We start from the raw sequence: 13,085 nt of genomic DNA, 5'->3' as shown, positions 1-13,085 counted from the left end.
TCCCTCAGATACCTTGTTGGCGTTTTGCAGGTTGATCGAGCTGAATGGTGGCGATGATGGCTTGTCGCAATGCAGGCGTAGTGATATCTGCTGAGGCAGGTACAGCTATAAGCACGACCGAGCGTGACGCGTCTGAATGCGAAAACACCTGCACTCGATTTCCAGTTTTGAGATCCCCCTCAGCTAGGTGCACGATGGCGACTGGGCCAACATCGAGCTGCACTGAGGCTATTGTCCAAGGAGCCTCTTTAATACGTCGCTTAAAGTATTCCCAGAGACTGTGGTGTAGTTGTGATTGGGCGAGTAGGGTGCCCGTGCAGGGTGTGTCACGATAAATGAGCGTGCTGCCTAAACAAGCTCCGCATAACTCTGTAGGGGGGTACTGAACGTGGCCGCAGTCAGTGCAATTTTGGAGTTGCAAAATGCCGGGGAGATTCACAGCGGAAAATTGACTGCCGCAAATCGAGCGGTGCTTTGGCGGCCGTGCTCGTGCTCTCAGCGAAGGTCGACCAAGTTTGAGCCGTTTGCGCATCTTATCTTTGATGTTCACCGGGCTACTCCTTGCAACATGGCGGCTGCGGTGCAAATGCCCCGATCATAATTAACCATGCCATAGCCACTCACCAGACCTACGCGGGCATTGCTTACCTGATTTTTTTGCGCCTTCCCTGTGAGTTGTCGTAATGATTCAGTGACACCTAGAAATCCCGCAGCAGCACCTGCCTGACCGCATGATAGCTGGCCGCCCGAGGTATTATGGGGCAGCTTGTTGACCCCGGGACCCGATTGGTCAAAGCGCATATCGGTTTGCCCTACGAAGGCGGGTGCATTGCCTTTGCTGCAAAACCCCAGATCTTCCATTTGCAACATGCTGATTACCGGATAGTCATCGTAGGTTTGCAGGAAATCCACGTCTTGGGGGCCAGTTGCAGCTCGGTTGTACAAATCTTGAATGTATTCAGTCCAGCCACCTCGGTCTTGTATGGGGTCGTCGGCATGGGCATTGTGGCATTCATCGGCGGCGAGAATGCGCACGGCGGGTAGGTTAAGTTGATTAGCGCGATCTTCTGACATCACCAGGAATCCTTCGCCACCCGCACAGGGCATGACACAATCAAAAAGATGCAGTGGCCCAGCAATCGGTCGAGCGTTCAGGTAGTCCGATAACGAAAGCTTTTTGTGCCCCAGAAGCGCTCCTGAAAAGTGATTAGCGTTATAGCGTTGATCAAGACAGATTCGAGCAAAATCTTCGCGCTGGGCTTGATAGCGTTCCATGTAATGGGCGGTGATAAGGCTGAAGGGGCCATTGGGGCCAGCGGCACCGTAAGGGAATGCGGCGTCGGTGCTCCAGTTGGAAAAGTGAGCGGCAGTAGTTTCAAAAGATCGATGTGCTGCGCCATCGCCCCCGATGCAGGCCACAATCTCAGCCTCGCCACACTGCACGGCGCGGGCAGCGCGTCGTAGAGCCAATATGCCCGATACTCCCCCCACATTGGCCTGCTCCAGCCAACGGACACAGAGTCCGAAGTGCTGGGTGAGGGCGACTGCAGAATCGACGCCCAAAGAAAAGCTGGAGACTGAAAAGCCATCGATGTCTTTTTTTGTAAGCCCGGCAGTGCTGATCATTTCCCGTAAAACTGAGCCCACGAACCAAGCAGCTCCGTGGGGGCTCTGGCGCGCATACCCAAGGCTGATGGGAGTTGTTAAGACAACACCGCTATAGTCTTTCATGCTAACTTCGTCCGCGTTTTATAAGCACGAAGGTCAAAGGCATCCCCTTTGGTGACGCAAGTTTTGGCGTATTGCTTTATGTCGGCACGCTTAGGTTTATTGGCCGCCGTCACCGGTAGGGCCTCAGCAAACAGTATCCAACCCGGGGCTTTAAAGTACACCAGCTTTTCCAATGCGATGTCCTGTATGGCGCGTGCCGTATCGAGGCTGCCCTCAAATGTGGGCTTGAGGATAACGCACAGCGCAACTTCATCTCCGCGCATCTCGTCTGGCACGGCAGTCGCCACAGCGGATTTAATCGCCGGGTGGTCGCCTAGGGCAGCCTCAATTTCCAACGCGGAGATGTTTTCCCCCGAGCGTCGGATGATGTTTTTCCTGCGATCCACGAAGGCGAGATTGCCGTCTTCTAGCTCTACCACGACATCACCTGTATTAAGCCAGCCGTCTTCCCAAGCCTCTGCAGTGGCCTCAGGATTTTTTAAGTAGCCTGAGAAATAGCCTTTTTTGGGGTCAGAACCTCGGGCTCTGACGCGCAACTCGCCCGGCGCTCCTTTGTTAACAGGTTTCTTCTGTTCGTCGACAAGCTGCCATTCAACGGCGTCTATTGGCTGACCGAAGCAGCAGTGGCCAACATGGCGGGGCTCATTGCTAGCAATGATAGCGCCGCCAGCCCCGCACTCTGTCATAGCCCAGGCCTCTATCAAGGGAAACCCAAAGCGCTTTTCAAAGCGTTCATGGTGTGCTGGATTGACCCCTGCACCGAAACCAAAACGAATTTGCGTAGAAAAATCGTCCAAGGGCTCCTCTGGTAAGGCGAGCAAGATTGCTGGTAACACGCCTAAATAGTGGATGGCGGTAGCCCTCGACTCACGAAGGCTTTGCCACCATGTCCCGGGGTGGAATCGGTCGAGTTGAATTAGGCATCCGCCTGTCATAAACATGGCCATCGTTGAAACAGACATGGCGTTCATGTGGCTCAGGGGCAGGGGCGTGAGCAGCCGCTCGTCACCCTCGCGTAAAGCAATGTGGCCACCGAGATTCTGATACCAATTTCCCTGCTGTAGGAAATAATCATTGTTGAGCAAGCAGCCCTTGGGTTTGCCGGTGCTTCCTGAAGTGTAGAGGAGGGCGCATTCGCAATTTAACCCACCTGTAGCGACAGGAGTCGCTGGCACACTACCGAAATCCAGCGTGCTAACTTGGTCTGGGCTAATGACAGGGATTGATAGTTTCAGTGCGTCGATAACGCCGATCAGGCGGGCACAGTGTGAATCGAGTGTCAGTACAGCTACCGCTTCACCGTGCTCTAAATAATAGGGTATCTCCGCATCAGGCATCTCGTGATTGATAGGAATGACCGAAATTCCAAGGGCGTTTAGCGCAAGCCATTGAATAAAAAATTCGGGACGATTTTCCAACATCAGTGCCACACGCCCGGTGACCCCTGTCTGCCGCCAAATCTCGGTAGCTTGAGCGATAGCACTTTCGAGTTCTCTGTAGGACAGGGTGATTTCTTGCGACGAGTAATGCTGGCAAGCGCTCAGTGGAATATGCAGGGCATCATGGTCGGGGAAGCGCATGGCGCTTAGGGCAAGCACCTCCCTTGGGCTTTCTGGCAAGGCGTTACTCACGGTGATAATCAGCGAGTTGTCCCCCATTGTCTACCAGTTCTGCCAGTAGTGGAGCGACCTGCCAATGCTCGGGGTTGAGCTGACCATGGAATTCATTAATCTGCGCCACGGCTATATCGAGACCCATCGATTCAATGGTGTGCATGGGGCCACCTTTGAATCGCGGAAAGCCGTAGCCGTAGCAATAAACAACATCAATATCACTGGCGCGCTGGGCAATGCCCTCCTGCAATAGCTTCGCGCCTTCATTGGCCAGGGCGAGCGTTAGTCGATTAACAATTTCGGCATCTTTAAGTTCTCGAGGTGTGATCCCCAGTTCCTGGCGTGCTGCTGTGACAATGGACATCACTGCTGAATCTTCCTGCCGTTCACGGGTTTCGGGATCGTATTGGTAATAACCTGCACCCGACTTTTGTCCAAGGCGGCCAGCTTCTACCAAGCGATCTGCAACCATGTAACTAGCGGGGTCTCCCTTTTGTTCTGCAGTAAGCTGTTCTCTGGCTTTGTAGCCGATATCGAGTCCGGCAAGATCACTTACTGCGAGTGGGCCCATAGCCATTCCCCAAGACTCCATGGCACTGTCAATTTGAGCGGGCGTACTGCCCTCGATGAGGCAAAGGGCAGCTTCTCTACCGTAGTGCTTCAGCATGCGATTACCGATAAACCCGTAGCACATCCCAGACAGCACGGACACTTTGCCAATTTTTTTACCAACGGCCATCGCGGTTGCAATGACAGCATCGCTGCTAGCAGCACCCTTTACGACTTCGAGTAACTTCATGACATTGGCTGGGCTGAAAAAATGCATACCCAAAACTGACTCGGGGCGCGTAGTAGCGGCCGCAATTTCATCGATACTTTGGTATGAAGTGTTGCTTGCGAGAACAGCGCCGGGTTTGCAAATTCCGTCCAACTTAGCGAAGACCTCCTTCTTGACCTCGAGGTTCTCAAAGACAGCTTCAATCACCATGTCGACATTAGCGAGGTTGTCAAAGTTTGATGAAGTTGTAATGTTTGCCATGGTTAAGTCTATTTGAGCGCGTGTGAGTCGCCCCTTTTTTTCGCTGATGGCGTAGTTCTTGGCGATTTTTTCTAGGCCCAGTTTAACGGCCTCGTCAGTCATATCGACGAGAGTGACTGCGATGCCTGCCTGCGCGAAACACATGGCAATGCCACCTCCCATAGTTCCTGCGCCAATGATACCCACGCTGGTAATGGCTACGGGTTTGGTGTCTTTCGGCATATTTTCGATCTTCGCAGCAGCACGTTCTGCAAAGAACATGTGCCTCAAGGCTGCAGATTGTGGGTCTGCGAGGCATTTCATAAACTCCTCGCGTTCCCGTTTTAGGCCCGACTCAAAGGGGCTCTCTGCTGCGGCGATTAGGCAGTCGAGAATGCGCTGTGGGGCGTGTTCGCCTCGGGTTTTTTTCAGAAGCTTAGCCTTCATGCTTTCGATAAGGTCTTTGTCCTCTGCACTCAGGGAGAGCGCTAAAGCGCTTGCCTGTCTCTGAGGAGCACTTTGCTCCACGAGCTCGACGCCGTAAGCGATGGCTGAGTCTTCGAGACTATCCTCAACGACTTTATCCACTAATTGCAGTGTCATAGCACGCTGGGCGCTTATGGGATTACCTGATGTAATAAGGTCGACAGCGGCAGGGAGGCCGGCAAGCCGGGGAGTTCGCTGGGTGCCGCCTGCGCCGGGCAGCAGACCTAACTTAACTTCAGGCAACCCCACTTTTCCCGTGGCTAAAGCGATCCGGTAGTTGCAGGTTAGTGCAACCTCAAAGCCCCCTCCCAAAGCGGTGCCATGGATGGCGGCGATCGTAAGCTTGGGGTGATTGTCGAGTGTAAGTAACAGATCTGGTAAAGACGGTGCCTGCGGTGGTTTGCCGAACTCAGTGATATCTGCGCCAGCAATAAAGGTCCTGCCATCACAGGAAAGTACAACGGCCAAAGAATCGTCGGTAGAGGCCGTTGCCAGTGCCTCCATGATTCCATGTCTGACTGCGTGGGACAGCGCATTAACGGGCGGATTGTTGATCCTAATAACACCAACCGATCCGTGCCGCTCATAAGTTACTACTGTTCCCATCATCAAACCTCTCGTCAGTGTGTTTGTTTGTGGAGTTGCGCAATTGCTGAGTGTATAAGCAGACGCCACCTCGTCTCTAGGAGTCTATCAAAAACCCCCAAATACTTTAAGCTTAAAATATTATTGTCGTATCAGGGGGCGGGAGAGGTTGTTACAGGTAAGCCCAGTAGGTGGTCAGCTTGGCGTTCAGCTAAGGCGCTCAGAGTAAATGTCGGGTTAACGGCGCCACTGCTGGGGAATAAACTGGGGCCCGAGACATATAAATTGTCAGTATCGTGGACGCGACCAAAGTTGTCGGTGACCGATTTAGCCTCATCACTGCCCATAACGGTGCCGCCCATAATGTGCATCGCAACTCGAGGTCCATGCCAAACTTCAGTGGCACCTGCCGCACGAAAGATTTCCTCGCCCTCGTCAATTCTTTGTTGCCAACGGCTGGCCACCTCGGGAGCAATATCATGATGGGTGTTGGCTATTGGCATCCCGGTATCATCGCGCGCATCACTCAGCGTTACGCGATTATCCGGACTGGAAATGTCCTCGACGACCAGAGTCATATTGGCGAGGTGTTTTGCTGCGCGTTGTAGCCAGGGGCGCAGTGCAGCACCGGTGACATCAGGCCTTGACGTGCCATAGCCCAACAAATCATGGGGTTTGATGGCATTGGCAATAAGCCATTGCGACGACCCAAAGCCTCCGCTTTGATCCTTGTTGCCGTAATCATCATGGCAAAGTAGTTGCCCGCCAGAGACGCCCAGATGGGGTGTCGTCTCATCATCGAATAACCCAAAGATTGTGCCGGCGGGGTGTGTCGTTAGGTATCGGCCCAGTTGGTCGTAACGATTGCCTGGAGCAGCTGTTGAGCTATCACCAGAATTCAAAAGTATACGACTGGTTTGCACGGTGAATGCCGCAATAATGAAACGTTTGGCATTGAGCTGGTGTCGTTCGCCGTGCTGGGCGTATTCAACGGCACGGATATTTTTCGCATTTCCCGAACCCCGAAGCACTCTCAGTACCTGAGCGCCGTAGCGTATGTCCACTCCTGCGTCGAGAGCTTTTGGTAACGATGTGACGAGGGGGTTAGCAAGAGCGCCAATTGGACATCCTGCGTCGCACCAGCCATCGAATTGGCAGGGGGCTCTGCCATTTCTGGGAATACTGTTGATGGCTAGTGGTAGGGGAGCGGTGCGTCGGCCGGTTGCCTGAAAACCCCGTTCAAGAACGCGTCCTTGAGCGAAGACGGGTAGGGGTGGCATCGGGTAGGGAGTGCCCGGTGGGCGCCAAACTTCCGCCGTGTGGTCACCGCTGAGGCCCACAGAATCCTGAATGCGATCGTAGTAGGGTTGCAGGTCTTCATATGTCAGCGGCCAGTTAAGACTGCGCTTATGATTGTTGCGTACCTTAAAATCTTCAGGGTGCAAACGCAGCCAAACGCCGTAATGATGCGCAGCCGAGCCGCCAGTGCCAGAACCTGCATTAAACGCATGTCCCACAGGTTGCGTACCCGTTTCTTCGACCGCAGCTCCTGACCATTTAAGTTTGCGGGCCCAAATTTGCGAACTCACCATGTCTCGGACGTCGCGTTGAGGTCCGGCTTCCAATACCACTACTGACTCGCCGGCCTCAGCCAGTCTCGCCGCCAATAGCAACCCTGCAGCACCTGCGCCGACAATCACGGTATCGGGTGAGCTTTGTTTCACCAAGTAGTCTCCGGTCGAATGTGAGCACTGTATGGGATACCAAGGTCAGAAAATCCAGCTTCTGATCCGTAAGTCACATCGAGAGCATCAGCGCGCAGTAAAAAAAACACATAGCTTGCGGGCGGACCCTGCCAATCGGAAACGGTATCTGTTGCCATCGCAGCGGCTACAGACTTCACCGGCTCTTTATCCAAAGCATTCATCACCGCATCAAGCGCGGATGAGTAAAAAGCCGTTTGTTGTTCAACAGGTACCCCGACATATTTAGCCATGAGGAGTGACTCGGGACCCGCGGCAAGCTGTGCATCGATGTAGGCGCCTATGCCGCTTTTTGCACTGTCAGGAACAAGGTGATCGGCAAGGGAGGTTAAGGCTTGGACTTGGGCGCTAGTTAAGATTTGAGGTGTGAAATCTTGAGCGACAGCCTCGCTCGGTGTCGCCCAAACCTGCCGCCCACCAATTAAAAATAAACCGAGGGCGGCAGCGCCCCCGGTAATTACATCACGCCGGTTGGGGCCGGCCGCCATTAAAACTCCTTGCGCAGGCTAAGAGCGTAATAACGTGGAGCTTTATAGGCTACCTCGTTACAGCCACACAGTGTTGCCAAATCAAAGCCCTGAATTCCGGGGCGCTCATCGGTCAGATTTCTAGCCGCCAGTGTTGCTAACCAACCGTTGTTTGCGTAACTGATCTGAGCATTAAAGACGGTGTAGCTATCGAAGATGTCAGCATCGAAATTACGCAGGTTGTAGTAATACTCATCCGAATAGCTAACGTCCCCTTGGATGGCCATCTGACCTCCCATGGCGTCGAAGCTATAACGTGCTAAGCCGGTCACTTGGAACTCAGGAGCATAGGTTGGATCTACGTCGCTGGCGGGCAATGGTGAACCGTTGCGCAGAGAAACGTCTTTGACCGTTGCGTCAAAGTAAGAGCCGCTGAGTATTAGGTCTAGGCCTTCAACCGGGTTGGTTTGAATTTCCAGTTCAACGCCGTAGTTATCAGCATCTTTATTGATAACGACACCACCTACGCCCACAAAAAGGAAGGCTTGGTAATCAGCGTAGTCATAATAAAACGCCGTACCGTTGATGCGAGTCTTCCCGCCACCTAACGTGGCCTTAAAGCCACCTTCATAGGATGTAAGTTCTTCGGAATCGTAGGGGAGGCCAGCGTCGCCCCCAGAGCCAAAGTAGGCACCCAGCAATGGCGCGTTGTAGCTGCCAGCTTTCACACCTCGGTTGACGCCACCGTAGAGCATGAGATCGTCATTGACCTGATAAGTCAGCTGTAGCTTTCCAGCCCAAAGGCTTTCAGAGCGGTCGTCGGTATAGCTGACCCCCGTACCCGGGAAGCACTGGTCTAGCTGCCCTGAAAAGCAAGGTGAGCTGTTGACGACAAAAGACGACTCGGAAGGCGCAACACCAAGGACCAAGCCAAAGTCTTTCTCTTCGCGCATCGCACGCAAGCCGGCGATGACTGTTAGGCGATCAGAGAGGTCGTACTCATACTGGCCAAAAATACTGTATGAGTCTGTTTCTAATTGCGCCGTGGTGCCGACATCAATGGGAACCCCGCCAAATACATCGGCAAACGATGCTTGCGGTCCCTTAAGACCGTTCTCCGACTGGGAATCAATATTTAAGTAGTAAAAACCCGCTACCCAGCGACTTCGATCATTTTCTCCATTGAGGCGAAGTTCTTGTGTGAAGCTGTCGGCATCAACCGCGGCGTAGTTAGCCAGTTGGTTTACAGGTGCTGAGTCGACGTCAATGAATAAGAGCTTTTCGTAGTTTTTATAGTCGGTAATCGACGTAAACGTAATGCTGTCTGATAAGTCCCAGGACAATTTGAAATTGACGCCCGAATTCTCTGTGCTGCCTTGGTCAGCAAAGGCAAAATCTCCGGAAAACGTGAAATCATCACCATCGGGATCAAGATAGCCAAAAAAATCAGCGCCGGGAGCGAGTCGTCCTGGTAGGCCGCCACCGCCGCCCGGTAAGAACGAGTCGCCATCTTCGATATCGGCACCGGCATCTAGGCCCGTATCGTTGCCGCTAGCGTCGAACAGTGCAGTTAGGCGAGTTTCATTGCTAGGGGTGTTGATGACATTGATAAGCTCGGGTGGTGTGTCTGGATTATTGTCGTGGTCCTGAGCAATACCAAGGGTTGATTTGCTCTGATAGGGACCGGTGGAGACTTCGCTGTCGGAGTAATTGAAACTTAGGTCCATGCGAAGGCTGTCACTGGGCTGAAAAGCAAACCGTAAACGCGCGGCCATGGTGTCATCGTCACCAAGGTCGGCACCGGAACCGGGTCCAGGATCGCCTAAAAATGGCAGTTGGTCGGCGTTGCTGTAGAGGTTCTTTAAATAAGGGTCTTGCTTGCTGTATCGAAAGGCAGCGCGAGCGGCAACGGTGTCACTAAGGGGACCGCCAACAGCACCTTCAACGACGTATCGGTTGGCGTTGTTTGCGGTATCAAACTGACCCACCTCGACGTCTAGGTAGCCAGAGGTTTCATCAAAGCTGGGCGAGTTGGAAATGAAGTGGACTAAGCCGCCCGTGGCGTTACGCCCGAACAACGTTCCTTGAGGCCCCTTTAGAATTTCAACGCGGTCAATATCAAAAACAGCAAAAGTCTGCGCTTGAGCGACAGCGATATAGCCTTCATCGAGATAAACGGCGTTGGGTGCCTCGATAATGTCGTTGAAATCGTTTTGGGTTACGCCGCGAATCGAGAACTGGGTGTTCTGGCCGGCGAGGTTGCCTGAAATGTGAACGCCGGGCGCGAAGGTGGCGATGTCAAAGCTCTCAGAGACGCCGAGGGCATCCATTTGTGCGCCGGTAAAAGCGGATATGGCGATTGGGACATCCTGAAGGTTTTGCTCGCGTTTTTGAGCAACGACTACGATCTCCTCTAAGACGCTCTGACTAATGGCAGGTACCGCGATTGTCACCGCGCTGATGGCAACGGCTAATTTAGATATCGAAATTTGTTGTTTCATTATGAGCTCCAGAGGGTGATTTATTGGTTTTATATTTGTTTAGTTTGTTATTAAAATTTTGCGACGTCCCATAAATACACTTTAGGAGTCTTGTTTGGGTAGCCGCAACCCTTTGCTTTCCAATCGAGGTAAAACTTCCTGTCGAAAATAGGGAAACTCTTTGGCGTAATCGACGAAGGATAGCGTAGTGCCGGCTACCCCAGTGTTGCTTAACTGCTCCAACAAGTCGGCGATTTTGTCTGGGGTTCCCACAAGAGGGAAACCGCCATGACCCGCCGCGAAGCGATCTCTGAACATTGCCAGCGCTTCGGGAGGGAATGACTGGGCATGTAGCCCCTGAAGCGTCATTAGATTGTCGACGGCTTCCCAGTCAGCGTTCTCGTTCGCGTACCAGTTGAGATAATCGTCAGCTTCTTTTTGGGTAGGGCGGCACACAACTGAGCAAAAAGTTAGTAGGTCGACCTCGCGCTGGACACTCGCGGCTCTTGCGGTGATGTCCTTGACCGTCTCAGCGGCCTGCTCAAAATCGAAAACGGGCGTAAACAGGAAGTCAGCGTTGCGCATGGCAAAATTACGGCCTTCATCAGAGGCCGCTGCGTTGATGACGGGCATTCTGTCCTGAATGGGATGAGGTAGGCTATACACGCCTTTGCCCTGGTAGAAGGTGCCGTCCCAATCGAAGGGTTTGTCTTCAGTCCAAAGTTTTTGCACGTAATCAAACCACTCTTGTGCCATGTTATAACGATCAGCGTGATCGCCGGGTAGATCCTTGCCGAAGGCGTCGTACTCGGGTTTGTTCCAGCCAGCGACGACATTAAGCCCTAGGCGTCCTCCTGACATTTGGTCAAGTGTCGCCAGTTGTTTTGCCGTGACTATGGGGTGATTGAAAGCTGTGTGGACCGTCGCGAACACCTGAATGTTTTTCGAGTGTGCTGCTAACCCGGCAGCCCAGGTCACAGTTTCGAGTACATTGCCATGAAAATCCTTCTCACCGCCGTAGCCAATCCAGCGTGCTATGGGCAGCATGAACTCAATCCCAGCCGCGTCGCACTGCTTGACCAGGTCGATGTTATTTTCCCAGTTATTATTCCAGCGCTCATCGACCTTGGTCACTGCCATACCGCCGGAGCAATTGGCTGAAAAGGTACCGAGTTTGAGTTTATTTTTTGACTCTCGCATCAGTGACTTCATGGTCTTAAACTCCAGTGCGCGGCTGATTCATGAGTAGTCGGCGGCGCTGTAATATCGACCACTCTGTTCTGAGTGAAACACTTTAAGCTTAAAACATCAATGCGCTGCAGTTTCTGCCAAAAGTTTGCCGGTTCGCGCTGGCATTGAGGTTGCTGCTGTAGCAGCTGTGGTTGTAATTAATGTTGCTAAATCCACACTCAATGAGGAGACATTGACGTTCATGGCATCTTGCGTCAGCAAGAAGTTTTTATGCTGTAGTGGCGTTCGCAGGTCACGCGCCGGCGATATGGCTCGCAGCGGTGACAAAAACGCTGACTGGGGGCGCAATGCTAACCCGCTACCACTGAACCGAGGCGGGCTGCACTCTATCGAACTGCAGTGACTTCCACCTCAACCAGGGCTTGATCCTCAATTAGGGCAGTGACTTCGACAACACTCATCGCAGGGTAATGCTTGCCCATGATTTCTCGATAAATTGCCCCCACCTCTCGCAGATTGCCTAAGTAGGCTTTTTTGTCGGTGATATACCAAGTCATTCGGGTCATATGTTCTGGGCCTGCCTCGGCTGCCCGTAACACGGCGAGAACATTTTGAAGCGCTTGACGCAGCTGCCCAGAAAATTCCTGGCTTTCAAAAACCTCATCTGAATTCCAGCCAATTTGGCCGCCGCAAAAAATGTGATGGTTGCCTTGGGCCATAATGCCATTGGCATAGCCTTTGGGTCGCGGCCAGCCATCGGGAAGTAGGGTGGTATGCATGAGCTAATCCATTTGCAATGAGTTGTGAAGAGTAATACTTTATACCTAAAGTATCACTGGGAGTGGCCAGGAGGCCAGCCCAAACTATGGCAGCACTACCGTTATTAAATTCAGTGTTCGCGCAGCGACGCGAGGGGGAGCAAAATGAATAATGCACTTATGGACGTTGCAGCAGGCTTGGTGTCGGGCACCATCAAAGTTGTTGATCTTAGTGTGACGCTCACGTCCGAGACGCCTATTTTACAGTTGCCTGAAGAGTTTGGATGGAAGAACGCTTGGCCATTTAGTAAGGAAGAAATATCACGCTACGACGAACGTGGACCGGCTTGGTACTGGAATAACATAAAGTGCGGGGAGCATACCGGCACGCATTTTGACGCGCCGATTCACTGGGTTACGGGCAAGGATCATGAAAACCATGCGACTGATACCCTGCCGCCAAGTACTTTTGTAGGCCCTGCTGTCGTTATTGATGCCACCGCTGAGAGTCAGGCCGATGAAGACTTTCTGCTCACCGTAGAGTTTCTCAAGAACTGGGAGGCAGAGCATGGTCAGATCCCCAAAGGGGCCTGGGTGCTCTACAGAACTGACTGGTCCAAGCGCACTGACCCAGAGGACTTTCTCAATAAGCGCGATGACGGTAATCACAGTCCCGGGTGGGATCCTGCTACTATTACGTTTCTTGCCGAGGAGCGAGATATTCTTGGCGTAGGTACTGAAACTGTAGGGACTGACGCTGGACAGGCCGCTGCACAAGACCCCATGTTTCCTTGTCACAATCTTATGCACGGCGCCAATAAATGTGGTTTGGCCAGCTTGTGCAATCTCGACGAGTTGCCTGCTACCGGGGCTATATTGGTGGCGGCACCGCTTAAAATTCAAAACGGCTCTGGCAGCCCCTGCCGAGTCATTGCGTTAGTGCCTGCCTGAGCGCGGACGCCGTCTTTAGCGCTTGATGAGCAGGAAACGAAA

Annotated in this window: 10 protein-coding genes; 1 reads left to right on the top strand and 9 read right to left on the bottom strand. The window is 52.9% G+C overall.

Translation table 11 applies throughout. The annotated features are described in order from the left end of the window. Positions 1-4: 4 nt before the first annotated feature. The 9 genes from ACMAZB_RS09185 to ACMAZB_RS09145 form a co-directional block, all read right to left on the bottom strand. On the bottom strand, positions 5-550 hold the full coding sequence (locus ACMAZB_RS09185) for a Zn-ribbon domain-containing OB-fold protein (RefSeq protein WP_435216663.1): 546 nt from the start codon (positions 548-550) through the stop codon (positions 5-7). Continuing rightward, positions 547-1,731, bottom strand: a complete 1,185-nt coding sequence (locus ACMAZB_RS09180; RefSeq protein WP_435211198.1) for a thiolase family protein — start codon at positions 1,729-1,731, stop codon at positions 547-549. Before ACMAZB_RS09180 ends, ACMAZB_RS09185 begins: the two co-directional genes overlap by 4 nt. After that, positions 1,728-3,362: an AMP-binding protein gene (locus tag ACMAZB_RS09175; RefSeq protein ID WP_435216662.1), complete on the bottom strand. Its 1,635-nt coding sequence runs from the start codon at positions 3,360-3,362 to the stop codon at positions 1,728-1,730. Before ACMAZB_RS09175 ends, ACMAZB_RS09180 begins: the two co-directional genes overlap by 4 nt. Next, entirely contained in the window at positions 3,355-5,457 is a 2,103-nt protein-coding gene (locus ACMAZB_RS09170; RefSeq protein ID WP_435216661.1) for a 3-hydroxyacyl-CoA dehydrogenase NAD-binding domain-containing protein, read from the bottom strand. The genes ACMAZB_RS09175 and ACMAZB_RS09170 overlap by 8 nt, the downstream gene beginning before the upstream one ends. A 128-nt stretch (positions 5,458-5,585) precedes the next feature. Beyond that, positions 5,586-7,157 (bottom strand): GMC oxidoreductase, encoded by a 1,572-nt coding sequence (locus tag ACMAZB_RS09165; RefSeq protein ID WP_435216660.1) that lies wholly within the window; start codon positions 7,155-7,157, stop codon positions 5,586-5,588. Then, positions 7,154-7,684 (bottom strand): Tat pathway signal protein, encoded by a 531-nt coding sequence (locus ACMAZB_RS09160; RefSeq protein WP_435216658.1) that lies wholly within the window; start codon positions 7,682-7,684, stop codon positions 7,154-7,156. The genes ACMAZB_RS09165 and ACMAZB_RS09160 overlap by 4 nt, the downstream gene beginning before the upstream one ends. Continuing rightward, positions 7,684-10,164 carry a TonB-dependent receptor gene (locus ACMAZB_RS09155; RefSeq protein WP_435211191.1) on the bottom strand — a complete coding sequence of 827 codons (2,481 nt, stop codon included), beginning with the start codon at positions 10,162-10,164 and terminating at the stop codon, positions 7,684-7,686. The genes ACMAZB_RS09160 and ACMAZB_RS09155 overlap by 1 nt, the downstream gene beginning before the upstream one ends. 81 nt (positions 10,165-10,245) lie before the next feature. Further along, entirely contained in the window at positions 10,246-11,355 is a 1,110-nt protein-coding gene (locus ACMAZB_RS09150) for an LLM class flavin-dependent oxidoreductase (protein ID WP_435216656.1), read from the bottom strand. Between the two features lie 365 nt (positions 11,356-11,720). Beyond that, entirely contained in the window at positions 11,721-12,113 is a 393-nt protein-coding gene (locus ACMAZB_RS09145) for a RidA family protein (protein ID WP_435216654.1), read from the bottom strand. A gap of 144 nt (positions 12,114-12,257) precedes the next feature. Between ACMAZB_RS09145 and ACMAZB_RS09140 the strand changes: the two genes are divergently transcribed. Beyond that, on the top strand, positions 12,258-13,043 hold the full coding sequence (locus tag ACMAZB_RS09140; RefSeq protein WP_435216652.1) for a cyclase family protein: 786 nt from the start codon (positions 12,258-12,260) through the stop codon (positions 13,041-13,043). Positions 13,044-13,085: the final 42 nt, after the last annotated feature.

This window comes from Luminiphilus sp. nBUS_07, from assembly GCF_051201685.1.
Lineage (GTDB): Bacteria > Pseudomonadota > Gammaproteobacteria > Pseudomonadales > Halieaceae > Luminiphilus.
This window is presented reverse-complemented; position numbering and strand designations above follow the sequence as displayed.